The 25,846-nt window shown below is 72.3% G+C and carries 24 protein-coding genes and 4 pseudogenes; 15 read left to right on the top strand and 13 right to left on the bottom strand.

The annotated features are described in order from the left end of the window. Window positions 1-8: 8 nt before the first annotated feature. Window positions 9-770, bottom strand: coding sequence for a peptidyl-tRNA hydrolase (locus G3I77_RS19285; RefSeq protein ID WP_248505389.1), 762 nt, complete (start codon window positions 768-770; stop codon window positions 9-11). A gap of 42 nt (window positions 771-812) precedes the next feature. Here G3I77_RS19285 and G3I77_RS19280 point away from each other — a divergent pair. Both G3I77_RS19280 and G3I77_RS19275 read left to right on the top strand, forming a co-directional pair. Further along, window positions 813-1,022: pseudogene (locus G3I77_RS19280) on the top strand (ATP-binding cassette domain-containing protein); the annotation flags it as partial. A 16-nt stretch (window positions 1,023-1,038) separates the two neighbouring features. Then, window positions 1,039-1,326: pseudogene (locus tag G3I77_RS19275) on the top strand (ABC transporter); the annotation flags it as partial. Here G3I77_RS19275 and G3I77_RS19270 read toward each other — a convergent pair. Continuing rightward, on the bottom strand, window positions 1,318-1,533 hold the full coding sequence (locus G3I77_RS19270; protein WP_248505387.1) for a hypothetical protein: 216 nt from the start codon (window positions 1,531-1,533) through the stop codon (window positions 1,318-1,320). The pseudogene G3I77_RS19275 and the gene G3I77_RS19270 sit on opposite strands and share 9 nt — an antisense overlap. Window positions 1,534-1,560: 27 nt before the next feature. Next, a complete protein-coding gene (locus tag G3I77_RS19265; RefSeq protein WP_248505385.1) occupies window positions 1,561-3,078 on the bottom strand; it encodes an FAD-dependent oxidoreductase in 1,518 nt (505 codons plus the stop codon). Between the two features lie 85 nt (window positions 3,079-3,163). Between G3I77_RS19265 and G3I77_RS19260 the strand changes: the two genes are divergently transcribed. Beyond that, window positions 3,164-3,538: a helix-turn-helix transcriptional regulator gene (locus G3I77_RS19260; RefSeq protein WP_248505383.1), complete on the top strand. Its 375-nt coding sequence runs from the start codon at window positions 3,164-3,166 to the stop codon at window positions 3,536-3,538. Continuing rightward, complete coding sequence (locus G3I77_RS19255; protein WP_248505381.1) at window positions 3,535-4,020, top strand: SRPBCC domain-containing protein; 486 nt, start codon at window positions 3,535-3,537, stop codon at window positions 4,018-4,020. The genes G3I77_RS19260 and G3I77_RS19255 overlap by 4 nt, the downstream gene beginning before the upstream one ends. Before the next feature lie 9 nt (window positions 4,021-4,029). Here the strand turns inward: G3I77_RS19255 and G3I77_RS41220 are convergent. The 6 genes and pseudogenes from G3I77_RS41220 to zapE form a co-directional block, all read right to left on the bottom strand. Then, window positions 4,030-4,248: pseudogene (locus G3I77_RS41220) on the bottom strand (polyphosphate kinase 2 family protein); the annotation flags it as partial. A 266-nt stretch (window positions 4,249-4,514) separates the two neighbouring features. Beyond that, window positions 4,515-5,897, bottom strand: a complete 1,383-nt coding sequence (locus G3I77_RS19245; RefSeq protein ID WP_248505379.1) for a PhoX family protein — start codon at window positions 5,895-5,897, stop codon at window positions 4,515-4,517. A gap of 90 nt (window positions 5,898-5,987) precedes the next feature. Next, window positions 5,988-6,938 carry a slipin family protein gene (locus G3I77_RS19240; protein WP_248505378.1) on the bottom strand — a complete coding sequence of 317 codons (951 nt, stop codon included), beginning with the start codon at window positions 6,936-6,938 and terminating at the stop codon, window positions 5,988-5,990. A 185-nt stretch (window positions 6,939-7,123) separates the two neighbouring features. Beyond that, window positions 7,124-8,608 (bottom strand): SulP family inorganic anion transporter, encoded by a 1,485-nt coding sequence (locus tag G3I77_RS19235; RefSeq protein ID WP_248505377.1) that lies wholly within the window; start codon window positions 8,606-8,608, stop codon window positions 7,124-7,126. A gap of 8 nt (window positions 8,609-8,616) precedes the next feature. Next, entirely contained in the window at window positions 8,617-9,198 is a 582-nt protein-coding gene (locus tag G3I77_RS19230; RefSeq protein ID WP_248505376.1) for a carbonic anhydrase, read from the bottom strand. 706 nt (window positions 9,199-9,904) lie between these two features. Beyond that, window positions 9,905-11,008, bottom strand: coding sequence for a cell division protein ZapE (gene zapE, locus G3I77_RS19220; RefSeq protein WP_248505374.1), 1,104 nt, complete (start codon window positions 11,006-11,008; stop codon window positions 9,905-9,907). A gap of 37 nt (window positions 11,009-11,045) precedes the next feature. Here zapE and G3I77_RS19215 point away from each other — a divergent pair, with 37 nt between their 5' ends. The 4 genes from G3I77_RS19215 to msrB all read left to right on the top strand — a co-directional run bounded on the left by G3I77_RS19215 (window position 11,046) and on the right by msrB (window position 14,538). Beyond that, on the top strand, window positions 11,046-11,849 hold the full coding sequence (locus G3I77_RS19215; protein WP_248505372.1) for a pyrimidine reductase family protein: 804 nt from the start codon (window positions 11,046-11,048) through the stop codon (window positions 11,847-11,849). A gap of 258 nt (window positions 11,850-12,107) precedes the next feature. Further along, window positions 12,108-12,581, top strand: coding sequence for an indole-3-glycerol phosphate synthase (locus tag G3I77_RS19210; protein ID WP_248505370.1), 474 nt, complete (start codon window positions 12,108-12,110; stop codon window positions 12,579-12,581). A gap of 143 nt (window positions 12,582-12,724) precedes the next feature. Continuing rightward, window positions 12,725-14,116: a UDP-N-acetylmuramate--L-alanine ligase gene (gene murC / locus G3I77_RS19205; protein ID WP_248505368.1), complete on the top strand. Its 1,392-nt coding sequence runs from the start codon at window positions 12,725-12,727 to the stop codon at window positions 14,114-14,116. A 14-nt stretch (window positions 14,117-14,130) separates the two neighbouring features. Next, window positions 14,131-14,538, top strand: a complete 408-nt coding sequence (gene msrB, locus G3I77_RS19200) for a peptide-methionine (R)-S-oxide reductase MsrB (RefSeq protein ID WP_248505365.1) — start codon at window positions 14,131-14,133, stop codon at window positions 14,536-14,538. Window positions 14,539-14,546: 8 nt separating this feature from the next. On the opposite strand, the gene G3I77_RS19195 is transcribed toward msrB, so the two are convergent. Continuing rightward, window positions 14,547-17,408: an ABC transporter substrate-binding protein gene (locus tag G3I77_RS19195; RefSeq protein ID WP_248505363.1), complete on the bottom strand. Its 2,862-nt coding sequence runs from the start codon at window positions 17,406-17,408 to the stop codon at window positions 14,547-14,549. Between the two features lie 238 nt (window positions 17,409-17,646). Here G3I77_RS19195 and G3I77_RS40670 point away from each other — a divergent pair. After that, window positions 17,647-17,781 (top strand): annotated as a pseudogene (locus G3I77_RS40670) (LacI family DNA-binding transcriptional regulator); the annotation flags it as partial. Window positions 17,782-17,827: 46 nt separating this feature from the next. Further along, window positions 17,828-18,259 carry a beta-galactosidase trimerization domain-containing protein gene (locus tag G3I77_RS19185; protein WP_308311401.1) on the top strand — a complete coding sequence of 144 codons (432 nt, stop codon included), beginning with the start codon at window positions 17,828-17,830 and terminating at the stop codon, window positions 18,257-18,259. Window positions 18,260-18,417: 158 nt separating this feature from the next. Here G3I77_RS19185 and G3I77_RS19180 read toward each other — a convergent pair whose 3' ends face one another. Genes G3I77_RS19180 through G3I77_RS19170 form a run of 3 tightly spaced genes read right to left on the bottom strand, consistent with a single transcriptional unit; the run spans window position 18,418 to window position 20,881 of the window. Next, window positions 18,418-19,155: an FAD:protein FMN transferase gene (locus G3I77_RS19180; protein WP_248505362.1), complete on the bottom strand. Its 738-nt coding sequence runs from the start codon at window positions 19,153-19,155 to the stop codon at window positions 18,418-18,420. A gap of 3 nt (window positions 19,156-19,158) precedes the next feature. Beyond that, entirely contained in the window at window positions 19,159-19,572 is a 414-nt protein-coding gene (locus G3I77_RS19175) for an FMN-binding protein (protein ID WP_248505361.1), read from the bottom strand. A gap of 13 nt (window positions 19,573-19,585) precedes the next feature. After that, the gene (locus tag G3I77_RS19170) at window positions 19,586-20,881 is read right to left on the bottom strand and encodes a ferric reductase-like transmembrane domain-containing protein (RefSeq protein WP_374385828.1); all 1,296 of its coding nucleotides are present in this window, start codon (window positions 20,879-20,881) and stop codon (window positions 19,586-19,588) included. A 205-nt stretch (window positions 20,882-21,086) separates the two neighbouring features. Here G3I77_RS19170 and G3I77_RS19165 point away from each other — a divergent pair, with 205 nt between their 5' ends. The 5 genes from G3I77_RS19165 to G3I77_RS19145 all read left to right on the top strand — a co-directional run bounded on the left by G3I77_RS19165 (window position 21,087) and on the right by G3I77_RS19145 (window position 25,819). Beyond that, window positions 21,087-21,785 carry a response regulator transcription factor gene (locus tag G3I77_RS19165; protein ID WP_248505359.1) on the top strand — a complete coding sequence of 233 codons (699 nt, stop codon included), beginning with the start codon at window positions 21,087-21,089 and terminating at the stop codon, window positions 21,783-21,785. After that, window positions 21,782-23,239, top strand: a complete 1,458-nt coding sequence (locus G3I77_RS19160) for a cell wall metabolism sensor histidine kinase WalK (protein ID WP_248505358.1) — start codon at window positions 21,782-21,784, stop codon at window positions 23,237-23,239. The genes G3I77_RS19165 and G3I77_RS19160 overlap by 4 nt, the downstream gene beginning before the upstream one ends. Before the next feature lie 80 nt (window positions 23,240-23,319). Next, a complete protein-coding gene (locus G3I77_RS19155; protein ID WP_248505357.1) occupies window positions 23,320-24,456 on the top strand; it encodes an ABC transporter ATP-binding protein in 1,137 nt (378 codons plus the stop codon). Further along, window positions 24,453-25,157 carry an ABC transporter permease subunit gene (locus G3I77_RS19150; protein ID WP_248505355.1) on the top strand — a complete coding sequence of 235 codons (705 nt, stop codon included), beginning with the start codon at window positions 24,453-24,455 and terminating at the stop codon, window positions 25,155-25,157. Before G3I77_RS19155 ends, G3I77_RS19150 begins: the two co-directional genes overlap by 4 nt. After that, window positions 25,154-25,819, top strand: a complete 666-nt coding sequence (locus tag G3I77_RS19145) for an ABC transporter permease (protein ID WP_248505353.1) — start codon at window positions 25,154-25,156, stop codon at window positions 25,817-25,819. The genes G3I77_RS19150 and G3I77_RS19145 overlap by 4 nt, the downstream gene beginning before the upstream one ends. The last annotated feature ends 27 nt before the right edge of the window (window positions 25,820-25,846 follow it).

Here is a 25,846-nt window from a genome sequence, read left to right as displayed (position 1 = left end):
GCCCGCGGCTACTCCGAACGGGTGGACGCCGCGAGGCCGCTCCCGTGCGGCTCCCGGCGCAGCGCCGGGTGGTCCGCGACCACCGTGCACGAGCCGGGCGCGATCTCCGTGAACCCCGCGTCGCGGACCAACGGCAGCCCGATGCCGGTCAGTTCGGACCAGCGGGCCGGGTCGGCCGTCCGGACGGCGAGCGGGAACCCCGCGTCGTCCCAGGCGGTCCGCTCCTCGTCGGACAGCTCCCACCAGGCCAGTTGCGCGGCATGCCCGGCCTGCGCCATGGCCTTGCCCGCCGACATGCCGAGGTCCGGGTTCAGCCACAGCACGCAGGCGGCCGGGTCCGCGTCCACCGGCTGCTCCGGGTCGTCGAGGTCGGTGCCGGAGACCTGGAGCCTGGCCAGGTCCTTGGGCCAGCCGTCCAGCGGGACGGGCGGGAAGACCCGCACCTCGGCCGACGTGCCGGTGACCGTGATGCCGGACAGCGCCTCGGCCCGCCGCCACTCGGCGCCGCGTGCCCGCCGCACCACCTTGCGGATCCTGGCGTCCTGCCAGTTGCGCATCGCCCCGGCCCACTCGCCCTCGCCGGCCGACCGCTCGTCGGCCAGGATCGTCAGCACGGCCCGCGCGGCCGTCTCCAGCGCGTCCGTGCGCGCCGGCGGGGCCGCCCGCTCGATCCGCACGACCAGGGGCAGCACGAACTGCGGTGCCTCGTCGCGCGCCGAGGGCTCGGACCGGAAGGGACTGTCGCTCACGGGCGTCGGGTCTTCACTCACGAATCCCAGTGTGCCAGCCGGAAGATCGTGCAGGATGGCCGCATGCGACCCGACCTGTGCCTCCGGAACGCGGGCCGCCGCTACGGTCTGCGCGGCCCCTGGGTGCTGCGCGGTGTCGACATGGCGGTGGCCCCGGGCCGGCTCGTCCGCGTCGGGGGAGCCAACGGCAGCGGCAAGTCCACGCTGCTGCGGCTGCTCGCCGGCATCGACGCGCCGAGCGAGGGCCGTGTCACCGGCCGGCCGCGCACGGCGTAAGTCGCCTCCGACCAACCGCACCCGTGTGCCGCTCGCCCCCGCCTGCGGGGCCGGGCTGCTCGCCGCCCTGGCCTGCGCCCTGCTCGGCACGGCCGTCGGCGCGCTCACCGGCCGGCCTCTGCTGCGGTCGCCGGGCCGCGCCCTGGTGGCCCTGCTGGTCGCGGCGCTGCTGTCCCTGGTGGCCACCGGCTCACCGGCGCAGGCGGCCGTGCAGGGCCTGGTCGCCGGCTCGCAGAAGGGCGATGTCCCGCTGCCGCTGCTGCCCCTGGCCGGTGCGCCGGCCTCCCGCAGATCACCCTGAGCAGGCGGTGCGCTCCGCCTCCTGCCACTCGCAGACGGGGCAGAGCGTGCTGCCCTTGTACGACTCGGGGTACTCCGTCGGCTCCCGGCACAGCACACTCCCCCACTCTCGGCTGCGCTCGAGCGGGGGGACCCCCATCGCGTACGGCGGTCCCTCCGCCCGCGGCGGCCTGGTCGCGTCGATCAGGCAGTAGTCGTTGTCGCTCATACGTCCAGCCGAGGCCGGGGCGGGGCGTCAGAGGTCCCGCTGTTCCAGGGGCTTGGTCGCCGGGCCCTGGATCACCTTGCCGTCCGTGTCGAAACGGGAGCCGTGGCAGGGGCACTCCCAGGCGCGTTCGGCGGCGTTGAAGCTGACCAGACAGCCCAGGTGGGTGCAGCGGGCGGAGACGGCGTGGAGCCCGCCGTCGTCGTCCCGGTACACCGCGAGGCGGTGGCCGTCGGCACGGACCACGGCGCCCTCGCCGGGTGGCAGGGACTCCACCGGCGGCGAAGGCCGCAGCCGGTCGCCCACGAAGTGCCCGGCGACCTTGGCCTGTGTCTTGAGGAACGACGGCGCCTCACGCACCGCGGGCTTCAGCCGGCGCGGGTCGTACAGTCCGCTCCACTCGCACTCCTCGCCCATGATCTGCGCGGTCAGCAGCCGGCCCGCCATGATGCCGCCGGTCATGCCCCAGCCGCCGAACCCGGTGGCCACATAGGCGTGCCGGGCGCCCGGGTGCAGCGGGCCGACCATCGGCACGGTGTCCGTGGGCTCGGTGTCCTGGGTGGCCCACCGGTGGGTGACCTCCAGGTCCGGGAAGTGGCCGGTGGCCCAGGCGGTGAGGCGTTCGAAACGGGCCCGCGGGTCGCCCGTGCCCGGCGTGAAGTGCTCACCGGTGACGATGAGCAGCCGCCGATCGCCCTCGTAGGGCGCGGTGCGCACCGAGCGGGTGTCCTCGTCGGGCGTGATGAACATGCCGTCCGGGTCCTGGTCCGCGGGGATCGGCCCGGCGACGACCAGTTCGCGGCGCGTGGACAGGCGGGCGAACAGCAGGGCCCGGTCGAAGATCGGGTAGTGCGTCGCGACGACGACGTCCCGGGCCCGGACCGTCGCCCCGGTCGTGGTCGACAGCCTGCACGGCTCGCCCTCGTCCAGGCCGAGGACGGTGGTGTCCTCGTAGATCCGCCCGCCGCGTTCGACCAGGTCGGCGGCGAGGGCCAGCAGGTACTTGCGCGGATGGAACTGGGCCTGCCCGGTGACCTCGACCGCGCCCGCCACCGGGAACGGCAGCCCGGTCTCCGTCACGAACGAGGCGGGCAGCCCGGCCTCGGCCGCGGCCCGTGCCTCGGCGCGCAGTTCCTCCACGCGGTCCGTGTCGCGGGCGAAGGTGTAGGCGCTCCTCGTCTCCCACTCGCAGTCGACGCCCAGTTCCCCGGCGATCCGGGCCGCGTGTTCGATCGCCTCGGACTGGGAACGCGCGTACAGCCGCGCGCCCTCGGGGCCGCGGGTGCGCCGCAGCTTGTCGTAGACGAGCGTGTGCAGGGCGGTGACCTTGGCGGTGGTGTGCCCGGTGACGCCGGCCGCGACCCGCCCGGCCTCCAGCACGGCCACACTCCGCCCGGCCCGCGTGAGCTCCCACGCGGTGCACAGCCCGGCGATGCCGGCGCCGATCACCGCCACGTCGACGTCCAGGTCCTCCGCGAGCGCCGGGTGGCGCCCGTCCGGTGCCGTCTCGAGCCAGTACGAGCTGCTGACCTGCTGCTTCTCGCTCATAGCCCGCCGAGTACCCCCGTCCGTCCGCTTCAGTGTCGGGCGGGTCGCTTTACAGGAGAGGCGGGCAGGGCTAACGTACAACCAAATGGTTGTAGATGAGCTGAGTGACGAGACGGTGGACCGGCTGTTCCACGCGCTGGCCGACACCACACGCCGGGACATACTGCGCCGCTGCGTGCGCGGGGAGCTGTCCGTGTCCCGGCTCGCCGAGGCCTACCCGATGAGCTTCGCCGCGGTGCAGAAGCACGTCGCGGTACTGGAGCGGGCGGGGCTGGTCACCAAGCAGCGCAGCGGACGGGAGCAGCTCGTGCGCACCGACCCCGACGCGGTGGGCCGCGCTCGCCAGGCCCTGGACGAACTCGAGTCGGCGTGGCGCGGGCGCGTGGACCGGATGGCCCGGCTGCTCGCCGAGGACCCCGGAACCGAAGAGAACGACACGACGGAAGGAACCGAGCGATGAGTGTCACCAGTGTCGACAAGGACCTCGACAACCTCACCCTCACCCTGGTCGCCGACTTCGCCGCCCCGGTCGAGCGGGTGTGGCGGCTGTGGGCCGACCCCCGGCAGCTGGAGCGCTGGTGGGGCCCGCCGACCTACCCGGCGACCGTGGAGGAGCACGACCTGACGCCCGGGGGAGAGGTCACCTACTTCATGACCGGCCCGGAAGGCGACCGGCACCGCGGCTGGTGGCGGATCACCTCGGTCAGCGAGCCGACGGCCCTGGAGTTCACCGACGGCTTCGCCGACGACGAGGGCAAGCCCAAGGACGACATGCCGACCATGGCCGTGACGGTGCGGCTCAGCGAGCACGGCGGTGGCACCCGGATGGAGATGCGCTCGCTGTTCGACTCCCGTGAGCAGATGGAGCAACTGGTCACCATGGGCATGGAGGAGGGCCTGAAGGAGGCCGTCGGCCAGATCGACGCCCTGCTCGCGGCCTGACCGGACGGATCAGGGCTGCTCCAGCGGCCGCTTCCGGAACTCGTCCACGTCGAAGTCCGCCTCCGGGTACCGCGGATCCAGCTCCTCGAAGTGCTCCAGGAGCAGCGTGCCGACCGCCCAGTTGCGGTACCACTTGTGGTCGGCGGGGATCAGGTACCAGGGCGCGTACGAGGTGCCGCAGCGCTCCAGGGCGATCTCGTAGGCGTTCTGGAACGCGGGCCGCAAAGCACTTGATCAGAGCCTGGAGGACCAGCAGGACGCGGCGCCGGTCGCCCTTGGTGCTCGCCGCCCACAGCCGTTCCTGGAGGACGGCCAGCCGCTCGCCGACCGGGGCCGTGGCGGCCATGCCCGCTCACCGACGGGGAGGCACAGCCGCTCCCGCAGCGAGGTGCTGTCCTTGCGTGTCACCGGGCCCCCTTGCGGTCCTGTGCCTCCATGGCCCGGCGGGGCGCCGGGCCTCGCACCCGGCGCCCCGGTCGGGAGCTGAGCGTCGGCTACCGGCGCCAGGGGCCCGTCACCGCGAACGTGGTGCCGGGCGAGTAGCAGTTGACGTACATCGTGTCGCCGTCCGGGGAGAAGGCCACCCCGGCGAACTCACCCCACTCGGGCTCCTCCGGGGTGCCGATGTTCTGCCGGTTGCGGGCCATCGCGTAGACCTGGCCGCGCCTGGTGACACCGTAGACGTGCTGGGCGCCGTTGCCGTCCTCGCAGACCATGAGGCCGCCGCTGGGCGCCAGGCAGATGTTGTCCGGCGACTCGCCCGGCATCTGCACATCGGTGTCGGGGCCGAAGACGATCACCAGGGTGAGTCGGCGCCGCTCCGGGTCGTAGCGCCAGACCTGCCCGAAGTGGTCGGCGGCCGAACCGTCCGACCGGTGCGCGAAGGACGACACGAAGTACACCGAACGGCCGCCCCAGTAGCAGCCCTCCAGCTTCTGCGCGTGCGTGATGCCCTTGCGGCCGAAGTCCTGGAACCGGATCGGCGTCTGCGCGGCCTGCGGGTCCGGTACGTCCACCCACTCGATGCGGTCGAACTCGGCGCCGATCTCCTGGATGGAGGACAGGTCCGGCACGCCGGGCACGCGCATGGCCTGGAGCCGGCCGCCCGCGCGCAGCGAACCCCTGCCGCCCAGCGGCCGGTCCGGCAGGAAGCGGTAGAAGAGGCCGAAGGGCCTCTCGAAGGCGTCCTCGGTCTCGTACACCACGCCCCGCCGGGGGTCGACGGCGATCGCCTCGTGCGCGAAGCGGCCCATCGCGGTCAGCGGCACGGCCCCGGTGCGGTGCGGGTCGGCCGGGTCGACCTCGAAGATGAAGCCGTGGTCCTTGGTGTAGCCGTTGGTGCCGGCCTTGTCCTCGGTCTCCTCGCAGGTCAGCCAGGTGTCCCAAGGAGTGGGCCCGCCCGCGCAGTTGACGGCCGTGCCGGCGATCGCGACGCGCTCCGACCGGACCCTGTTGCGGGAGTCCAGCGTCAGCGCCGTACAGCCGCCCTTGCCGGCCGGGTCGTAGGTGAGGCCCTCGACGGTCGGGACCGGCACCTTGCCGTTGGCGCGGTTCTCGTGGTTGCGGACCAGGTGGACACGGCCGCCTCTGCCCGGGAAGGCCGACATGCCGTCGTGGTTGGAGGGGACCTTGCCCTCGCCGGAGCGGAGTTCGTCTCCCTCGCGGGAGAGGATCCGGTAGTGGAACCCTTCCGGCAGGTCGAGGATGTCCTTCGGGTCGGGGACGAGCGGGCCGTAGCCGGTGCGGCCGAGGCCCTGTGCCGCGGCGGTGCCGGTGAAGAGTTCGGACAGGGCGCCGGAGAACGCGATCCCGACGCCCAGGGCGCCCGTTCCGGCGAGCACTTGACGTCGTGTGGCGGAGCGACCGGATTCGGTCATGGGGAAACCTTCCTGCTGGCGGACAGGAACTGTGATCCCCGTGTGTCTATCACCTGCCGCGGGCAGCGGGAACCACGCGCGTAGCGCGGGTCACTGCTCGACGGCGCGCCGCAGCTCCTCCAAGGCCTGTTCGGCCTGCTCCGTGCGGTCGACGGCACTCTCCGCGTTCTCCGCGGGGTCCTCGGTCTCCGCGTGTCCCGCGATCTCCGGGTGTCCCTCCGCGGAGGCCGTGGTCTCCGTGGGGTCCGCAGTCTCCGTGTGTCCCGCGCTCTTCGCGGGGGGTTGCGCACCCCGCTCCAGGAAGCGCAGGAGTTCCACCGGAATGGGCAGGACGAGCGTGGAGTTCTTCTCCGCCGCCACCGCCATGACCGTCTGCAGCAGCCGCAGCTGGAGAGCCGAGGGTGTGTCGGCCATCTGCTGGGCGGCCTGGGACAGCTTCTTCGAGGCCTGGTACTCGGCGTCGGCGTTGATCAGCCGGGCCCGCCGCTCCCGGTCGGCCTCGGCCTGGCGGGCCATGGAGCGCTTCATCGTGTCCGGCAGGGACACGTCCTTGATCTCCACGCGGTCGATGGTCACGCCCCACTCCACGGCCGGGCTGTCGATCATCAGCTCCAGGCCCTGGTTGAGCTTCTCCCGGTTGGACAGCAGGTCGTCCAGCTCGCTCTTGCCGATGATCGAGCGCAGCGAGGTCTGCGCCATCTGCGAGACGGCGAAGCGGTAGTCCTCGACGTTGACGATCGCCGCCGACGGGTCCACGACCTTGAAGTACACCACCGCGTCCACCCGCACGGTCACGTTGTCGCGGGTGATGCCCTCCTGGGCGGGGACCGGCATCGTCACGATCTGAAGATTGACCTTGCGCATCCGGTCCACCGCGGGGATGACGAGGTTGAACCCGGGCCGCCGCACGTCCCCGTGCAGGCGCCCGAGCCGGAAGACGACCCCGCGCTCGTACTGCTTGACGATCCGCGCCGCGGAGGCGAGGTACACCAGCGCACCGGCCCCGACCGCGACCGCCACGCCGACCAGCTCTTCGACCATGCCGACCTCCCCGTTCAGAGGTCCGAATTCGTATGCTCCTGTAACGATATGCCCGAACCGTGGTGTGGGGCCATGGGGTGTGATCGGCGGGGCCGGAGTGGGGGCAGAGCGGGGGCGGACATGCGTGGTCCGGGACGCGCCGGGTGCGCGCCCCGGACCAGGACCCGGGTGATCCGCTCAGGCGGCTAGACGGCGGTGGCCTTCTCCGCCGTGGCCTCCACGGGCTCCGTGACCTTCACCGGCTCGGTGCCTGTCGCGCTGTGGCGTGCGGCCCAGTTCTCCAGGGCCGTGCGACAGGCGTGGTCGAGGTGGTGCAGGCCCGAGAGGTCCACCTCGACCGGGCGGTCCTGCGGCAGACCCTCCAGGGTGTCGAGGATCTTCGGCAGCCGCAGGAAAGTCGCGTTGCCCGACAGGTACGCCTGGATCGGGCCGGCGCCCTTGTCGATGATCTCGAGCTTGACGTGCGAGGCCTCCCAGGCGGTCTTGACGACCGACAGGGCCAGACCGATGAGCACGCCCTCGAACATGTTCACCGCGACGATCGACACGGCGGTGACGACCAGGATGAGTGCCTCGCCCCGGTGCTCCCTCCACAGCGGCACGATCTTGCGGAAGGGGATCAGCTTCCAGCCCGCGTGGACGAGGATGCCGGCGAGGGCGGGCAGCGGGATCAGGGCCAGCGTGCCCGGCAGCAGCGCGGCGAACAGCAGCAGCCACACACCGTGCAGCACCCGGGACGCCTTGGTCTTGGCGCCCGCGCTGACGTTGGCGGAGCTGCGGACGATGACCGCGGTCATCGGCAGTGCGCCGAGCACACCGCAGATGGTGTTGCCCGCGCCCTGCGCCATGAGCTCCTTGTCGTACTGGGTGCGCGGGCCGTCGTGCAGCCGGTCCACGGCGGCGGCGCTGAAGAGGCTCTCGGCGGAGGCTATCAGGGTGAAGGCGACGATCGTGCCGATGATGCCGAAGCCCACGCTGCCGAAGGCGTCCAGGCCGGGCGGCTGGATGGAACCCAGCAGGCCCTTCACCTCGACGGTGGCGACCGGCAGGTTGAACACGGCGGTGGCCGCGATCGCGAGGATCACCGCGGCGAGCGCGCCGGGTACGGCCTGCACGTTCTTCGGCAGCTTCTTCCAGAGCACCATCACCGCGATGGTGGCCGCGCCGAGCACGAGGGACGTGAGCGCCGCCGTGCTGCCGGCCGCGTCGGCGGCGGCGCCGGGCAGGCCCAGAATCTTGTCGATGCCGGAGGCGGGTGCCTTCAGGCCGGCCGTCGCATACAGCTGGCCGGCTATGAGGACCAGACCGATTCCGGCCAGCATGCCCTCGACGACCGACACCGAGATCGCCCGGAACCAGCGGCCGAGCTTGAGGGCGCCCATGATCAGCTGGAGCAGACCGGCGGCCAGCACGATGATGCCGAGCGCGGGCAGCCCGTACTCCTGGACCGCCTCGAAGACCAGCACGGTCAGACCGGCGGCCGGCCCGGACACCTGAAGGCTGCTGCCCGGCAGGAGTCCGGTGACGAGGCCGCCCACGATGCCGGTGACCAGGCCGAGTTCGGCCGGGACGCCGGAGGCGACGGCCACGCCCACGCACAGCGGGAGGGCGACCAGGAACACGACCAGCGAGGCGGTGAAGTCCTGCCTGAGATAAGGGAACTTGGTCATGGAGTCCCTCACAGCTTCTCGAAGGAGTCGGTGTCCGCGCGGTGTTCCCGCACGGTGCCGGTGTGCACTTCGTAGAACCATGCGTGCAGGCCGAGTCGGCCCTCCGCCAGCCGGCGCTCGATGCAGGGGTAGGACCGCAGTCGGAGCACCTGGGTGAGGGCGTGGTTCTGCACGGCCTCGGCGACCGTCGGGTCCGCCGGGTCCGAGCACTCGGGCTCGTCGGCGGCGCGCGCGAGCCAGTCACGCACCGCCGGTACGGCGGCGAGGTCGTCGCCGCGTACCACCGCGCCCACGGCGCCGCAGTGCGAGTGGCCGCAGACCACGATCTCCTTGACGCCGAGAACCTCCACGGCGTACTCGATCGTGGCCGCCTCCGACGTGGGGTGCTCGAAGGAGTGCGGGGGAACGACGTTGCCCGCGGTGCGCAGCTCGAAGAGCTCGCCGGGACGGGCGCCCGTGATCAGGGCCGGTACGACCCTGGAGTCGGAGCAGGTGATGAACAGGACGTCGGGGGACTGGCCCTCGGCGAGGTGGGCGAACTCCTCAGGGCGCTGTCCGAAGGTGCGGGCGTTGTCGATGAGGGGTTGCATGAGTGTGTGACTCCTCCTGGCGCGCAGTGGGGGCGCGTCGGACGGGCATGGCAACGGGTGGGGGGAACTGCTCTGCTGATCAGCAGCGGAAGACCTGAAGGGCTGCCGGGGTGTGCGCTGTCGAGGATCTCGACGTGCGGTGGTGCGCGGCACCGGGTCTGACCGGGTCGGGTGCCGTCGGCTGGAGGCGCCTGTGCAGGGGCCGTTCGGGCGCCGAGGGCGCGGAGTCGGCGGTGTGGGACCGGTCGCGGGTCCGCAGGGGACCGGTCGGGTCCCCGGGGTGTCCGGCGCGGCAGGTGGCCGTCTCGTCGCGCAGAGCCTTCCCGGACGGCTTGTGTCCGGGGCGCGAGGACTTGCCGGAGGGCTTCGTTCCGGGCTGAGCGTTGGCCTCGGATTGACTCTTCGTATGCGCGGATGCGAAGGATGCCGTCGGTGCGAAGAACTGGAGGGCGAGGAGGACGGTGGCGAGGATCGAAACCACGGTCCGTGCCGTCGTACCTCGATACATGCGCCCCCCTTCAGGTAATTCGCACGTCTAGTGCGGACCAACACTTGGTCAATGGCTGGTCAAGAAACACGTTAACCCTGCAAAGTCGTTTGCAGGGTTAACTTAACGTTTCAAGCTGAAGAGAGCCTGAAAACCGGCGGTCGGCTGGCTTGAACAGGCACTTCTCGCCAGGCGGTTGGCGCGGTGAGGGGGGTGTGGTTACCGGGTGCCGGCGAGCCTGCCCGCGTCGCGGGCGAGGGCGGTGAGCCGGGAGATGGCCCGGAAGTACTTCTTGCGGTAGCCGCCGTTCAGCATCTCGTCGCTGAAGAGCTGATCGAAGGGCAGACCCGAGGCCAGCACGGGCACCTCGCGGTCGTAGAGCCGGTCCGCGAGGACGACGAGCCGCAGGGCCGTCGACTGGTCGGGGACCGGCCGCACACCGGTGAGGCAGACGGCCTTGATCCCGTCGGTCAGAGCGCCGTACCGGCTGGGGTGGACCCGGGCGAGATGTTCCAGGAGGGGCGAGAACGCGTCGAGGGAGGCGCCCTCGGTGGCGTGCGCCACGTCGGTCACCTGCGCGTCGGAGTACGGCGGCGGCGCCTCGGGCAGACCGCGGTGGCGGTAGTCCTCGCCGTCGATGCGCAGGGCGCGGAAGTGGGCCGACAGGCCCTGGATCTCGCGCAGGAAGTCGGCCGCGGCGAACCGGCCCTCGCCGAGCTTGCCGGGCAGCGTGTTGGAGGTGGCGGCGAGCGCCACGCCCGCGTCGACCAGCTTGCCGAGCAGGGTGGAGACCAGGACGGTGTCGCCCGGGTCGTCGAGCTCGAACTCGTCGATGCACAGCAGGCGATGGCCGGACAGCGTCTGGACGGTCTGCTGGAACCCGAGGGCGCCGACCAGGTTGGTCAGCTCCACGAACGTGCCGAACGCCTTGAGCGCGGGCTCGGCCGGGGTGGCGTGCCACAGGGACGCCAGCAGGTGGGTCTTGCCGACGCCGTAGCCGCCGTCGAGGTAGACGCCGCGCGGGCCTGCGGGGGCCTTCTTCGGCGCCTTGCCGAAGCCGAACAGCCGGCGCTTGCCGGATCCTCCGGCCGCTCCCGAGTCGAGGCCCGCCGCGAATCCCTCCAGGACCCCGACGGCCTCGGTCTGGCTGGGCTGGTTCGGGTCGGGGATGTACGTGCTGAAGCGGACGGAGTCGAACCGCGGCGGCGGCACCATCTCGGCGACCAGCCGATCCGCGGGCACACGCGGCTCACGGGCGCACAGGGACAGCGGGGCCGGGTCGGTTATGGGGCCGCCTCCGGAAGGGGCCAGGGGAGAAGACACGGTTCACCATGCTACGGCGCGTGGAACACTGCACGGCATGCGACGTCTGTTCCCTGTGACCGATGAAACAGCAGCTCCGGTGCCGGGCGGCGCGTCCGGTGAGGGCGCCGGGCGGGAATGGAGCCTGGACGAGCTGGCCGCGGCGTACGCCTATCCCGAGCCGGGGCCCGGGGGGCCGGTGCCGTGGCTGCGCGCCAACATGGTGTCCACGCTGGACGGGGCCGCCCAGCACGACGGCCGTTCGCAGCCCATCTCCAGCGCCACCGACATGCGGATCTTCGGCACGCTGCGGGCGCTGGCCGACGTCGTGGTCGTCGGTGCGGAGACGGTACGGCAGGAGGGGTACCGGCCGGCCCGCGCGCGTGCGGACTTCGCGGCGAGGCGCCAGGCGGCCGGGCAGCGGCCCGCACCCGCGATCGCGGTCGTCACGGCCGGCCTCGACCTGGACTTCTCGCTCCCGCTGTTCACCTCGCCCCTGGTGCCCACCCTGATCCTCACGGGGGCCGCGGCCGCCCCGGACCGTGTCGCCACCGCCGAGAAGGCGGGTGCCCGGGTGATGACCGCCGGAGACGGCATCGGCGTGGACCCCGCCCGCGCCGTCCGGGCCCTCGCCGACCTCGGCCACACCCGGCTGCTGACCGAGGGCGGCCCGCGGCTGCTCGGGCAGATGGTCGCGGCCGGTGTGCTCGACGAGCTGTGCCTGACCGTCTCCCCGATGCTCACGGCGGGCGAGGCGCAGCGCATCGCCGGGGGGCCGGCGGTCACGGTCCCGCACCGCTTCGGGCTGGTGTCGATGCTGGAGGAGGACGGCTTCCTGTTCACGCGGTACGGACGGGCCTGAGCGGCGTACTGAAACGCCGGACCCGGGGTAGGAGGTGTCGGCGGTCGGGTGGTCCGGCCGACCGCTTCGTCCAGAAGCGGGGGTGAACCTCACTGTCGGTCCGTTCATCGGCGGAATATGTCGTTCCGTTTGGTTTCCGAAGGGCACACTGGATCCGGCAGTACCCGTGCGAACACGGGGCAGGTTGGTTTTCGCAGGGCCTGGCACGGCCCGCGGAGGAGTGGGGCCACGGGCCCCCGGGAGCAGAAGGGGCGCCTGGTGTTCACAAGCGTATTGATGATCGAGAAGGCGCTGACGTCCGCCGACGTGGAGTTCGTCACCACCTTGCACGGCGAGGAGCAGGTCTCCTTCCAGGTGCTGTGGCAGCCGCGCGGCGAGCAGGCGGACCGCCTGCTGCGGGCCATCGACGACGTGGCGCTCGGCGAGCTCGACGAGGCCGTCCGCGAGGGGGAGACACCGGAGGGCGAGGAGGCGCTGAGCGTGGGGCAGCGCGCGCTGGAGGTGTCCCTCGCCGCGTTGCGTGCCTCGGGCAGCGGGGCCCAGGGGCGGCTGATCGAGGATCATCCGCTGGACGCGCTGAAGTCCCTGGTGGAGGAGGTCGGGGCGGACGAGGTCATCGTGCTGACCGATCCCCACTACGTGGAGGAGTTCTTCCACCGTGACTGGGCTTCCCGGGCCCGGCACAAGGTGGGGGTGCCGGTGCTGAAGCTGTTCTCGCACAGCAAGGCGTAGGGCCGGGTCGTCCTGGTTCGTCGGGTGCGGGTCGGTCGTGGTTGCTCGCGCAGTTCCCCGCGCCCCTGGGTTGGCCGCATCACTCCCCGTTCCTGAAATAGGCTGGGGGCGCTCACCGTCGTCGCTCGCTCTTGGAGATCTGCATGGCAGCCGGCCTTCCCACCGCCATGGACCGACCGCACTTCATCGGGATCGGTGGGGCCGGAATGTCGGGGATCGCGAAGATCCTCGCGCAGCGCGGGGCCGTGGTGGCGGGCAGTGATGCCAAGGAGTCGGCCACGGCCGAGGCGCTGCGGGCGCTGGGGGCGACCGTGCACATCGGGCACGCCGCGGAGCATCTCGCCGACGACGCCAGCTGTGTGGTCGTGTCGTCGGCGATCCGGCAGGACAACCCCGAGCTGGCCCGCGCGGCCGAGCTCGGCATCCCCGTCGTGCACCGGTCCGACGCGCTCGCCGCTCTGATGGGCGGGCTGCGGCCGATCGCCGTCGCCGGTACGCACGGCAAGACGACCACGACCTCGATGCTGGCCGTGTCGCTGAGCGAGCTGGGCCTGAAGCCCTCGTACGCGATCGGCGGGGACCTGGACGCGCCCGGCTCCAACGCGCTGCACGGTGAGGGCGAGATCTTCGTCGCCGAGGCGGACGAATCGGACCGCAGCTTCCACAAGTACGCGCCCGACGTCGCGATCGTGCTGAACGTCGAGCTCGACCACCACGCCAACTACGCGTCGATGGACGAGATCTACGCGTCGTTCGAGACGTTCGTGGACCGGATCACCGAGGGCGGCACGCTGGTGATCGCCGCCGACCACGAGGGCGCCCGGGAGCTGACGCGCCGGGTCGCCGGGCGCGGCGTGCGGGTGGTGACGTACGGCGAGTCCGAGGACGCGGGCGTGCGCATCCGGTCGGTCGTGCCGCAGGGGCTGAAGAGCGAGGTCACCGTGGTGCTGGAGGGGGAGGAGCTGACCTTCACGGTCTCCGTCCCCGGCCGGCACTACGCGCACAACGCGGTCGCCGCGCTGGCGGCGGGCGTGGCCCTCGGGGTCCCGGCGGCCGAGCTGGCCCCGGCGATCGCCGCGTACACGGGCGTCAAGCGGCGGCTCCAGCTGAAGGGCGAGGCCGCGGGTGTGCAGGTCATCGACTCCTACGCGCACCACCCCACCGAGATGACCGCCGACCTGGAGGCCATGCGCGCGGCGGCCGGTGACGCCCGGATCCTGGTCGTCTTCCAGCCGCACCTCTTCTCGCGGACGCAGGAGCTCGGCAAGGAGATGGGCCAGTCCCTCGCCCTCGCGGACGCCTCCGTCGTGCTCGACATCTACCCGGCGCGCGAGGACCCGATCCCGGGCGTGACGAGCGAGCTGATCATCGAGGCGGCCCGGGCCGCGGGCGCGGACGTGACGCAGGTGCACGACAAGGCGGACGTCCCGTCGGCCGTCGCGGGAATGGCGAAGCCGGGTGACCTCGTTCTCACCATGGGAGCGGGCGACGTCACCGACCTCGGCCCGCACATCCTGGACCGTCTGTCGAACTGAGGGGCTGGAGGCTCATGCCGTACGACGTGGAGAAGCCGGACGAGCAGTGGCGCGCGGAACTGACCCCGGGCGAGTACGCGGTCCTGCGGCAGGCGGCCACCGAGCCCGCCTTCACCGGTGAGTACACCGACACCAAGACCCGGGGCGTCTACTCCTGCCGCGCCTGCGGCGCGGACCTGTTCACCTCGGACACGAAGTTCGAGTCGCACTGCGGCTGGCCGTCCTTCTTCGACCCCAGGGACACCGACGCGGTGGAGCTGATCGAGGACCGGTCGCACGGCATGGTGCGGACCGAGGTCCGGTGTGCCCGGTGCGGCTCGCATCTCGGGCACGTGTTCGAGGGTGAGGGGTATGCGACGCCCACGGACCAGCGGTACTGCATCAACTCGATCGCGCTGCGGCTGGCCCCCGAGGAGGGCTGAGGCGGCGCTCAGCGGATCCGGCACTCCTTCCGCGTGAGGGGTTTCGTGTTCCCCGCGGTGCGGCTGCACACCACGCGGGGCTCGGAGAGGCCGTCGCCGGTGCGGCGGACCTCCTTGAGGACGATGCTGTGCCCGGTGTGGTCGCCGTACAGCGGGGCGCCGGTGAAGTCGATGGTGCCGGTGGCCATGCCCTCGATCTTGACGTTGCGCAGGTTCACCCAGGTCGAGGCGCGGCTCTGCGGCCGGTCGCCGCGGGTGGCCGCCCAGTACAGGGCGCGGGTCGCGTCATGGGCCAGGGCGGTCTGGCCGCTGGCCAGGGCGGGGCTGTCGTAGCGCAGGCGGCGGCCCTGCTGTCCCGGCAGGTGCTTGGCGGCGTCCAGGTAGAAGGCCGTTCTGGTGGCGGCCGTCTCCAGCTCCGCGAGGGCCGCGTGGTACAGCGTGACCTTCGGCGCCACGGACTGACCGCCGCCGGCGAAGTCCGCCTTGGACAGGTCGTCGCCGGTGAGGATGGCCAGGGGCTTTCCGGCGCAGCCCGGCTCGGTGCCCAGCTGGGTCATCAGGGGGTCGATGTCCTCCACCCGGCCCGCGAAGTAGACCACGGACGGGACCCGGCCGCCCCGGCAGATCTCCTGGGCGTGCGAGCGGAGTTCCGGCTTGCCGCCGCTGAGGGTGTAGCGGCGCTGCTTGAGCAGGGTGAAGCCCTGCCGTTGCAGCATCCGCTGGCCGTAGCGCGCCTGCTCGTCGGTGTAGAGGTCGTCGGTCCGCGCCGTGTCACGGGCCAGGACGAGGGCGTACTGCCGCCGGTCCGGTGTGCGCAACTGGGCGGCGATCAGGCCGAGTTGCCGGGTCTGCCACTCGTCCGTGGCCGCCAGGCTGAACCAGTTGGCGAACTCGCGGGGCAGATAGGTCGCGGAGTTCGTGCCGGAGACGACCGGCAGGCCGGCCTCCATCAGGATGCGGGTCGTCGCCCGGCTCGACTTCAGGTCGCGGCCGGTGCCGACGACCCCCACCACGGTCGGGTCGTGGGCGGCGTACGCGGCGATCGCCTCGGCCATCTGCTCCTGGTGGCCCAGGTCCACGCCGCCGTTGGCGATCAGGACACGCAGCTTCACGCTGGAGTTCTCGTTGATGACGGCCTGAGCCAGATACACGCCCGCCAGTTCCTCGGCGCCCTTCACGAGGGAGGAGCCGGCCGCGGTGTCGGCGCTGAGCGGCCCGGCGTAGACGACGGTGACGTACTTGCCGGCGTGGCCGGCGAGGACCTCCGCGTTCTGCCGGGCGATGCGGTCCTCCAGGTCGGTCACCGTCCAGGGCGTCTCGTCGCCGGCCGTGAGCGCCTTGAGGTCGTCACCGGCCTCGGGTGCGGGCAGCCAGTCGGCGAAGCGGACGTCGTCCGTCGCCACGCCGATGCACTCCGTGCGGCCGTCGGGTGCCTGTGCGCGCCGGGTGTCCCGGTTGGCGGTCAGCACGGACGCCGAGCAGTACCGGTCGTCCAGGGCGTCGGCCCGCATGACGGTGGCCGCGGACAGCACGGCGATCACCAGGGCCAGGGAGTGCAGCGCCCACACCAGCCGGGCGGGCGTCGGCCGGGCGGAGGCCCGCAGATGGTGGCGGCCCTCCTCGAGAGGACCCAGCTGGTCGTGCGGCAGCGGGATCGTCATCACCCAGGGGAGGACGGACCGTTCCCGGCTGGGCGACTGCTCGGCGCGCAGGTTGCGGCCCCACTCCCGGTACCAGGTGCGCAGCAGCCGGATGCCGAACGTGGGCGGCGCCGCCTCCGGGGCGGGCGCCGTCTGGACCACGCTGCGCTCCAGGCGCGGCACGTCGTGCGTGCGCACCGCGGCGACCACGAGCAGCGGGTCGAGCTCGCTGCGCCGGCTGCGGACGTCGCTGATGGCCCGGATCAGCTCGATGCCGCCGTTGCTCTCGTCCGCGTGGGGCAGGAACAGCATCGGCGGGCGCGGCCGTTTGAAGCCGCGCAGGTCCCAGCTCCAGCGGCGGTGGTTGTCCCGCAGGTCCTCGCGCAGCGCCAGCACGCACAGCTGGAGGTGGAAGTCGCCGCCCGCCGTGAGCGCCTCGGCCACGTCGTAGGCCCGGGCCGCGATCGCCTTCCAGGACCGCACCGGCCGCAGCAGCGACACCTCGGTGGGCTCCTCCCGGTCAGCCGCGCGCAGGAAGGTCGTGGTCATGAACCAGCGGCTCTCCCGGCGCAGCCACAGGAAGATCGGCGCCCGCCCCGGCAGGACGTAGTTGAGGACGGTCAGCAGCAGCAGGAAGACGAGACCGGCGCCGACCGCGACGTACCACTCGCTGCGGGCCAGGAGCGCGGCGAGCACGGTCACGACGCTCGCCGGGAGGATGTGCGCCATGTCGAACAGCGGCAGGCCGGAACGCCAGCGGGCGGTGTTCTTCGGCCGCCAGCGCTGCTGCGCCAGCTCGTTCAGCAGCCGCTGCTGCTGGTCCTGCCCGGCCTCGGGGCTGCCCGGGGCGGGTGTCGGCCAGCTGTCGCCGAGTGCCGCGACCGCGTCGTCGATGGCGTGCACCAGCCGCAACCGCGGGAACGCGTAGCGCCGGTAGACCGCCTTCGGGCCGCCCCACTTCCGCGGGTCGCTCAGCGCCCGCACCAGGGCCGCCGCCCGGCGCACCTCCGTGCGGCCCTCGTAGGCGTCCTGCGTCACCGCGCAGCGCGTGCCGTGCGCCTCCTGGCCCGCGTACAGCTGCCGGACCAGCCCGGCCACCGCGTCGTCGTCCCGGCTCTCCTGCGCGTGCACGACGAACACCGGCATCGGCGGTTCGGTGCTCCTGCGGAAGTCCTGGATGAGGATCTCGAGCTGGTTCTGGAGGTGACGCCCGGCGTCGGTCTCCGGCATGCCGTCATGGCCCCCAGGGCAGTCCGGCGGCGTGCGGTCGGCGTTCACCATGGGCAACCCCCGTTAACCTTCGGTGACCTACGAGATTAACCGGTGCGGATGTTGTCGGAGTGGGTGACGGACGAACTCTTGTTTCGTCCGGATCGTTGAGGCCATACGCCCGGATCACCACACTGGCCTGACTACGTAGTCAGGCAAGCCCTTTCCCTCACCTCAGACAAGTCTGACTACGTAGTCCATGCCGTCGTCCATCAGCAGGGGAGCCCTCATGACGACGACCGGAGCCGCCGGTGGGCGACGCCGCCGCGGGCCCGGTATGACCGAGGTGGCCCGGGCCGCCGGGGTGTCCCAGAAGACCGTGTCGCGGGTCGTCAACGGCGAACCGCACGTCAGCCCCGAGGCGCGCGACCGCGTGCTGACTGCGCGACCCGCTGCCCGTCACCGGCACGGACTCCCTCCCCCTCCCGCCCGGCGCGCACGCCCTGCACTGGGCGGACGGGCTGCGGCCGCAGGGCGCCGAGACCCTGGCGGCGTACGCGCACCCGCACTTCGGCCGCTGGCCCGCCGTCACCACGCACCGCCACGGAGCCGGCCGCGTCACCTACGTCGGCACGGTGCCCGACCCGGCTTCGCCCGCGCCCTGTTCGACCGGTACGCCCCGGACGGTGCCTGGCGCCCGGCCCACCCGAGCGTCACGGCGACGTCCGCGACCGCCCGGGACGGCCTCCGGGTGCGCTTCCTGCACGACTGGTCGTGGCAGGAGGTGTCCGTGCCGGTGCCGACGGCGCTGCGGGACGCGCTGTCGGGCGCCGCGTGCGCCGACGCGGTGCCCCTCGGGCCGTGGGACGTGAAGGCGCTGCGGGAGGAGTGGACGCGCCAACTCGGCGGGCCGGGCTCCGGGCCCGACCCGCTGCTGGACTACTCGCGGGCCGTCACCGGCAGCCTGTTCTTCGTGCCGCCGGCGGGACTGCTGGAGGATCTGCCGGGCGGCTGACCGGTGCCTACCGGCTCACGCCGCCGCAACCCCACCCGCCGCCGCCCCCGGAAACCCCGCGCTCCGCAGCACCCGCCTGCCCGCGTCCACCGCGAACACCTCGCAGTGGTCGCGGGCCGCTGCCCACTCGACGCCTGCCACGCCGAGTGCGAAGGCCGCTGTCGCGACCGTGTCCGCCTCCGTCAGTGTCGGGGCCACGACCGTCATGCTGAGGAGGCCGGTCGCGGGCCGGCCGGTGCGGCCGTCGAGGATGTGGTCGCCGCGTTCGTAGCGGGCGGAGGTCGCCACGGCCCGGTCCGTGACGTCCAGGACCGTGCAGAGCCGGTCGGCGTGGTCGGGGTGGCGTACACCGACGCGCCAGGGGCCGCCGTAGGCGAGCACGTCGCCACCGGCGTTGAGGCAGAAGCGGCGCGCACCCGCCGCCGACAGCAGGTCCGCTCCCTTCTGCACCGACCAGCCCTTCACCACGGCGCAGGGATCCAGGCCGCGGCCGGGCAGGCGCGCGTCGAAGGCGCCCTGGGTCGCGATCCGGTACTCCTCGCACAGGTCCAGCACCTCGCGCAGCCCCGGGCTGGGCTCGCGCACCTCGCCCCGGTCCAGCCGTGACACCTCGCTCTCCGGGCGGAACGGGCTGAACCGCGCGTCGACCTCGCGCAGCCAGGCGAACAGGCCGTCCACCGGCGCCTCGGGGAAGTCCTCGTCGTCGATGCGGACCGACACCGGGAACCCCATGACGTGCTCGACGCGCCGCATCCGTCAGCCCTTCGCGTCGAGGGCGGCCTGGAGGGACTCCTGGTAGCCGTCGCTGGTGATGGTCGCGCCGGACACCGTGTCGATGTCGGCGCTCTGCGCCTGGAGCGTCTCCTCGATCAGTTTTGGCACGGCGGCCGTGGTCTGCGGATGGTCCGGCTGCCGCAGCATCCGCACCGAGGCGATCCTGTCGCCGTCGAAGGTGACCTCGACCTGCACCGCCCCCTTCTCGGTGGCGACGGTGGAGCCCGCCACGACGGTGGAGGTGGTACCGCCCGACGACGAGACCGAGGGCGTCGACGCGGGCGCCGCGGCCTCCGTGGCGGCCGACGACGACCCGGTGTCGTGCGACGGGGCGTAGCGCCAGACCGGGATCAGGCCGGCGACGCTCAGGACGAGGACGGGCAGGGCTCGCTTCACGACAGTCTCCTCGTCATCCGGCCAGGCTGAAGCGTTCGAAGTGGGTCTGCGACCCCGGCACGCCCAGTTCGCGCAGGCTGCCGAGCACCGCGTTCATCATCGGCGGCGGGCCGCACAGGTAGACGTCCCGCTCGGCGATGTCCGGCACCATCCGGGCGAGCTCCGCCGGCGCCAGCCGGTCGGGCACGGACGGGCCGGTCACCAGGTGCAGTTCGGCGCCCCTGGCGAGCGCGAGATCGCGCAGTTCGCCGTAGAGGACGGCGTCCTGGTCCGTGGCCACTCGGTAGATCACGACCGCGTGGCCGTGCAGTTCCTCAAGCAGGGCCCGGATCGGCGTGACACCGACGCCACCGGCGATGAGCACGGCGTCCGGGCGGGTGCGGTGCAGGGTGGTGAAGGCGCCGTAGGGGCCCTCGGCGAACACGCGCGTGCCGGGCTTCAGGTGCCGCAGGGCCGCGCTGCCGTCGCCCGCCCGCTTGGCGGTCAGGCGCAGCGTACGGCCGTCGGGGGCGGCGGACAGGGAGAACGGGTTCGCCTGCCACCAGCGGTCCTTCGTCAGGAACCGCCACAGGAAGAACTGCCCGGCCCGGGCGGGCAGCCGGTCCAGGTCGCGGCCGGTGATGTAGATCGAGACGACGTGCTCGTTCTCCGGGACGACGGCCGTCACCCGGAGCCGGTGGCGGAGGTTGCGCCACAGCGGCAGCACCAGCCGGCCGGCGAACACCGAGGCCAGGGCCGTGCCCCACACGCCGTACCAGTACGTCGTCGCCACCGGCGACGAGGCGAACGTCGTCCCCGCCGCGACCTGGTGGGTGAACGCCAGCACCACCGCCACGTAGGTGTACAGGTGGATGAAGTGCCAGGTCTCGTAGGCCAGCCGGCGCCGGGCGTAGCGGGCCGAGACCGCGCCGATCACGATGATGATCGCCAGGGCCACGATCGCCCGCAGCACGCCCTCGACCGTCTCGGCGAGGTCCACCAGCTGGTTCACCGGGTCCAGCGACGAGTCCGCCGAAGATTCCGCGTAGCCGAAGACGATGAACACGGCGTGCGCCAGCAGCAGCCACAGCACCGAGAAGCCGGTCCAGCGGTGCCAGGACGTCAGCCGGTCCATGCCGATCCGCCGGTCGAACCACGGCAGCCGCGCCACCAGCAGCAGCTGGAACGCCATCAGCAGCGCCGCGTACAGCCCGGCCAGCCGGCCCAGCACGATGAGCGCGTTCGAGGCGAAACCGGCCTGCACGAAGAACACGGCCACCACGACCGCGTTCGCCAGCAGCACCGCGTACAGGCCGGTGCGGCCCACCACTGAGGGGCGCACGCCCGGGCGGGTCGCCGCGGGAGGTTGACGGAGGGTCGTCACGGTGGGCAGCTCCTTGATCGGATCCTGGGATACCGAGCTTGGCGCGGGGGAGCTGTCGGAAAGCTGTCGCTCGACTTTCAGGTGCTTATCGATCCCGCGGCGACGGGGAGCGCGGCTATGGCGGCACCGGCCCGTGCAGCACTATGAGCTCGTGGAAAAAGTACGACTTCTCGTCGTCGACGACGACCCGCCCATCGCCGATCTCGTCGCGACCGTCGCCCGCTACGAGGGCTGGGAGGCGGTCACGGCGTACACCGGCGAGGACGCGCTGAAGCGGGCCGCCGAGTTCCACCCGGACATCGTGGTGCTCGACCTGATGCTGCCCGGCGTGGACGGCTTCGGCGTCCTGGACCGGCTGCGCGCCTCCGGCACGATGGTGCCGGTGGTGTTCCTCACCGCGCGCGACGGCGTCGCCGACCGGGTCGCCGGCCTCACCCGGGGCGGCGACGACTACCTGGTCAAGCCGTTCGCCGTGGAGGAGCTGATGGCCCGGCTGCGGACCGTGCTGCGGCGCAGCGCCGGGCCCGCCTTCCAGCGGTCCGTGCTCCAGGTCGGCGACCTCAGGATGGACGAGGACACCCGGGAGGTCCGGCGCGGCGCGAGGCTGCTGTCGCTGACCCCGACCGAGTACGAGGTGCTGCGCTACCTCATGCGCAAGTCGCCCACCGTGCTGACCAAGGCGCAGATCCTCGACCACGTGTGGGAGTACGGCTTCGGCGGCCGCTCCAACGTCGTGGAGTTGGTCGTGAGCCGGCTGCGGCGCAAGCTCGACGAGACCGACGAGGGCGGCTCGCCGCTCATCCACACCGTGCGCGGATTCGGGTACGTGCTGCGGCAGGCCGCCGAATGATCGCCCGGCTGCGGCGGGTCTACCGCAGAATGCGGCTGGGCACCCGGCTGGCCCTGGGGCTCGGCGCCCTGTCCCTGGTCGTGTTCGCCGTCGTCGGGACGGCCCTGACCACGTACATGCGGGACTACCTGTCGGCCCAGCTCGACACCCAGCTCGCGCAGGCCCAGATCGCCCAGTCCAAGAGCATCGCGGACTACGGCACGCTCTCGGGCAAGAAGTACTACAGCTGGTTCTACGCCGTGTACGACGTGTCGGACGGATCGCCCGAGCTGCGCAGGCCCGAGGACCCGGCCGACCTGCCGAAGGACGTCGACGACTTCACCTCCCTGGCTTCGGCGCAGACCGCCGCGCGCACGGAGCTGCTGCGAACCGAGCACCTCAAGGGCGCCGGCACCTACCGGCTGCGCGCCTGCCAGGTCGAGCCCGGGGTGGTCCTGGTCAGTGCCGCGCCGATGGAGGAGATCGAGGACACCGTCGGGCAGCTGATCACCATCCAGGTCGTCACCTTCGCCCTCGCGCTGCTCGCGCTGGTCGTCTTCGGCCGCCGGATGCTGCGCCGCGGCCTGAAGCCGCTCAGCGACATGGCGTCCACCGCGCACGGCATCGCCTCGCACGACCTCACCGAGTCGGCGGCCCGGCTGCCGCTGCGCGCCGACGGCCGGGACGGCGGGCCCGAGGTGGACGAACTGCGCACCGCCTTCAACACGATGCTGGAGCACATCGACGACTCCCTCGCCGTGCGCGCCGAGGCCGAGCAGCGGCTGCGCCGCTTCGTCGCCGACGCCTCCCACGAGCTGCGCACCCCGCTGATGTCGGTCCGCGGTTACGCCGACCTCTTCCAGTACGCGGCCGCCAACGCCCCCGAGGAACGCGACCGGCACCTGGCCCGGCTGCGCGCCGAGGCCGCCCGCATGGGCATCCTCCTGGACGACCTGCTGCTGCTCGCCCGGCTGGACGCGGCGGAGGTGGAGACGCCGCTGCGTCTGCAGGACGCCGACCTGGTGGAGCTGGTCGGCCAGGCCGCGGACGCCTTCCGCGCCGGCCGCCCCGACCATCCGCTGACCGTCCTGGCGGGTCCGGGCCCGGTGCGGCTGCCGATGGACCCGCTGCGCATCCGGCAGGTCGTCGACAACCTCATGACCAACGCAGCGGTGCACACCCCCGCCGGGACGAAGGTGTCGGTGGAGGTGGCCGTCGTGGGGGGCGCGGCCGAGGTCCGGGTCGCCGACACCGGGCCGGGCATCCCGCCCGACGACCGGGCCCGCGTCTTCGACCGCTTCTACCGCGTCGACAAGGCCCGCAGCCGCGACCGCGGCGGCAGCGGGCTCGGCCTGGCGGTCGCCCAGTCCCTGGTCCGCGCCCACGGCGGCCGCATCGAGCTGAACAGCGCACCGGGAGCGACGGTGTTCACCGTGCGCCTGCCCGTGAAGGGCGTGCGCCCTACGGACCGTTGAAAGGCGCCCTCTAGACTCGACCGGAAACAGCCCGTACGACCCTGGCCAACGCTTCCGCCAACCCGAAGGGCTCCGGCGCCTTGATACGGATCGAATCAGTCACCAAGCGGTATCCGGACGGCACGGTGGCTGTCGACCGGCTCTCCCTTGAGATACCCGACCGCTCGATCACCGTCCTCGTCGGACCCTCGGGCTGCGGCAAGACGACCACCCTGCGGATGATCAACAGGATGGTCGAACCGAGTGAGGGAACGATCCTCCTCGACGGCGAGGACATCCAGCGCCGGCCGGTCACCACCCTGCGCCGGTCCATGGGCTACGTCATCCAGAACGCGGGCCTCTTCCAGCACCGCACGATCCTCGACAACATCGCCACCGTGCCCCGCGTGCTCGGCTGGGGCAAGCAGAAGGCCCGGGCCCGGGCGGCCGAACTGATGGAGCGCGTGGGCCTGGACGCCGCGCTCGCCAAGCGGTACCCGTACCAGCTGTCCGGCGGCCAGCAGCAGCGGGTCGGCGTGGCCCGGGCGCTCGCCGCCGACCCGCCCGTGCTGCTCATGGACGAGCCGTTCTCGGCGGTCGACCCGGTCGTGCGCAAGGGCCTCCAGGACGAACTGCTGCGCATCCAGGACGAGCTGGGCAAGACCATCGTCTTCGTCACCCACGACATCGACGAGGCGATCAAACTCGGCACGATGGTCGCCGTGATGCGCGAGGGCGGTCACCTCGCCCAGTACGCGCCCCCCGCCGAGCTGCTCTCCCACCCCGCCGACGCCTTCGTCGAGGACTTCCTCGGGGCCGACCGCGGCATCCGGCGGCTGTCGTTCTTCCCCTCCGCCGAACTCCCGCTGACGACCGGCCCGGTGATCCCGGCGGACGCCACCGCCGAGCAGATCGCCGCCCCCGGCGCCTCCTGGCTCCTGGTCACCGACGCCGAGGGAAGGCCCCTCGGCTGGGCCGAGCCGGGCGACCTGACGGCCGGCGACATCGACCCCGGCCGGCTCCTGACGCACGGACGGCCGTTCGTCCCCGGCACCGACTCCCTGCGGGCCGCCCTCGACTGCGCCGTGCTCTCCCCGGCCGGCTGGGCCGTCGCCGTGGACGACGCCGGGCGGGTGACCGGCGTGGTCTCGCAGGCGACCATCGGCGAGGCGATCCGCAGCGCCCACGCCGCCGGCCACGCCGACGCCGACGCCGACGAGGCCAAGGTCGCGTCGTGAACGGCTTCTTCGACATCCCGAGCGACCTCCAGCACAGCTACACGGGCCTGATCGGGCTGCATCTGCGCGAGGCCCTGCTGCCCGTCCTGGCGGGGCTGCTGCTCGCGCTGCCGCTCGCCCAGCTCTGTGTCCGCTTCCGCTGGCTGTACCCGCCCGTACTCGGCGCCACCACCATCCTGTACGCCGTCCCGTCGCTGGCCTTCTTCGTGGTCCTCATCGACTACACCGGCCAGACCGAGCTGACCGTGATGATCCCGCTGGCCGTGTACAGCCTCGTGGTGCTCGTCCCGGCCATCGTCGACGGGGTGCGGTCCGTGCCGCAGGAGACCCTGGCCGCGGCCACCGCCATGGGGTTCGGACCCGTACGCCGTTACCTCCAGGTGCAGTTGCCGATCGCCGTGCCCGCCATCATCGCCGGGCTCAGGGTCGCCACCGTCTCCAGCATCTCCCTGGTCAGCGTCGGCACCCTCATCGGCAACCAGGGCGCCCTCGGCAACCTGCTCGCCGACGCGCAGAAGTACGACCGGCCCGAGCTGGCCGTGAACTCCGTGATCACGACAGCCGTCCTGGCCATCCTGTGCGACGCCCTGCTGGTGCTGCTCCGCGTCGTGCTGACCCCGTGGATGCCGAACGGCGCCCGCAGGCGCCCGAAGACCGGCGTGCGGCAGCAACTGCCCGCCCCCCAGGACGTGACCCGGTGAACGTACTGAACTTCGTCAACGCCTTCTTCAGCGACGGCGCCCACTGGCACGGCTACGACGGCATCCCGCAACGCCTGCTCGAACACGTCCAGTACTCAGCACTGGCCCTGGCCCTCGCCGCTGCGATCGGCCTGCCCGTCGGCCTGCTGACCGGGCACACCGGTCGGGGTGGCAACGCCCTCGCGTTCATCGCCACGGCGGCCCGCGCGCTGCCCAGTTTCGGTCTGCTGGTGCTGATCGTCATCATGATGGGCTTCGGACTGCTGCCCGTGATGATCCCCCTGGTCATCCTCGCCGTGCCGCCGATCCTGGTGACCACCTACGAAGCCGTCCGCACCGTCGACCCGTCCCCGGTGGACGCCGCCCGCGGCATGGGCATGCACGAGTCGCGGATCCTGTTCCAGGTCGAACTGCCGGTCGCGCTGCCGCTGATCCTGAGCGGTCTGCGCTCGGCGGCCATCCAGATCGTGTCGACGGCCACCATCGCCGCGTACGTCAGCCTGGGCGGCCTCGGCCGGTACATCGTCGACGGCCTCTACCAGCGCGACTACGAGAAGGTGGTCGGCGGCGCCACCCTGGTGGCCGTCCTGGCACTGGTCACGCTGGCCCTGTTCTGGGTGGCGGGCCGGGTGGCCGTGTCGCCCGGGGTGCGCAGACGCTGAAGCCCGAACCTGGTCCGCACCCGGTCT

Source organism: Streptomyces sp. D2-8 (assembly GCF_023184515.1).
Lineage (GTDB): Bacteria > Actinomycetota > Actinomycetes > Streptomycetales > Streptomycetaceae > Streptomyces.
This window is presented reverse-complemented; position numbering and strand designations above follow the sequence as displayed.

Coding starts and splice junctions, on each gene's coding strand:
- G3I77_RS19270 (WP_248505387.1), bottom strand. CDS start 1,533: ATGAGCGACAACGACTACTGCCTGATCGACGCGACCAGGCCGCCGCGG.
- G3I77_RS19265 (WP_248505385.1), bottom strand. CDS start 3,078: ATGAGCGAGAAGCAGCAGGTCAGCAGCTCGTACTGGCTCGAGACGGCA.
- G3I77_RS19260 (WP_248505383.1), top strand. CDS start 3,164: ATGGTTGTAGATGAGCTGAGTGACGAGACGGTGGACCGGCTGTTCCAC.
- G3I77_RS19255 (WP_248505381.1), top strand. CDS start 3,535: ATGAGTGTCACCAGTGTCGACAAGGACCTCGACAACCTCACCCTCACC.
- G3I77_RS19245 (WP_248505379.1), bottom strand. CDS start 5,897: ATGACCGAATCCGGTCGCTCCGCCACACGACGTCAAGTGCTCGCCGGA.
- G3I77_RS19240 (WP_248505378.1), bottom strand. CDS start 6,938: ATGGTCGAAGAGCTGGTCGGCGTGGCGGTCGCGGTCGGGGCCGGTGCG.
- G3I77_RS19235 (WP_248505377.1), bottom strand. CDS start 8,608: ATGACCAAGTTCCCTTATCTCAGGCAGGACTTCACCGCCTCGCTGGTC.
- G3I77_RS19230 (WP_248505376.1), bottom strand. CDS start 9,198: ATGCAACCCCTCATCGACAACGCCCGCACCTTCGGACAGCGCCCTGAG.
- G3I77_RS19215 (WP_248505372.1), top strand. CDS start 11,046: ATGCGACGTCTGTTCCCTGTGACCGATGAAACAGCAGCTCCGGTGCCG.
- murC (WP_248505368.1), top strand. CDS start 12,725: ATGGCAGCCGGCCTTCCCACCGCCATGGACCGACCGCACTTCATCGGG.
- msrB (WP_248505365.1), top strand. CDS start 14,131: ATGCCGTACGACGTGGAGAAGCCGGACGAGCAGTGGCGCGCGGAACTG.
- G3I77_RS19195 (WP_248505363.1), bottom strand. CDS start 17,408: ATGCCGGAGACCGACGCCGGGCGTCACCTCCAGAACCAGCTCGAGATC.
- G3I77_RS19180 (WP_248505362.1), bottom strand. CDS start 19,155: ATGCGGCGCGTCGAGCACGTCATGGGGTTCCCGGTGTCGGTCCGCATC.
- G3I77_RS19160 (WP_248505358.1), top strand. CDS start 21,782: ATGATCGCCCGGCTGCGGCGGGTCTACCGCAGAATGCGGCTGGGCACC.